The 443-nt window shown below is 57.8% G+C and carries 1 protein-coding gene; it reads left to right on the forward strand.

The genetic code is table 11. From position 1 onward, the window contains the following. Positions 1 to 26: 26 nt before the first annotated feature. Positions 27 to 443, forward strand: a 417-nt coding sequence (locus OC610_RS28855; RefSeq protein ID WP_264433219.1) for a CBS domain-containing protein, incomplete at its 3' end; no start/stop codon positions are given.

The following is a 443-nucleotide window of genomic DNA, read 5'->3' on the forward strand; positions in this document are numbered from 1 at the left end:
TCTATTATTGAGATTGGGGATTATCAATGAAAACCGCCGCCCAACTGGTAAGACTCAAGAGCGTGCAGAACCAGCAGGTCCACAGCATCGCGCCGGACCGGACCGTGCTCGAAGCGTTGCAGATCATGGCCGAGAAAAACGTCGGCGCATTGCCGGTCATCGAAGGCGGGCAAGTGGTGGGGGTATTCAGCGAGCGGGACTATGCCCGCAAGATGGTTCTCAAGGGGCGTTCATCGGTGGGCACGACGGTACGCACGATCATGAGTACGCCAGTGATCACCGCCGACAGCCAGCAGAGCATCGACCGTTGCATGGCCGTCATGACCGACAGCCATCTGCGGCATCTGCCAGTACTGGATAACGGTGAGTTGATCGGACTGCTGTCCATTGGCGATCTGGTAAAGGAATCACTCGTCGAGCAAGCGGACCTGATCCGGCAGTTG

The sequence above is a fragment of the Pseudomonas agronomica genome, from assembly GCF_025917275.1.
In the GTDB taxonomy this organism is placed as follows: domain Bacteria; phylum Pseudomonadota; class Gammaproteobacteria; order Pseudomonadales; family Pseudomonadaceae; genus Aquipseudomonas; species Aquipseudomonas agronomica.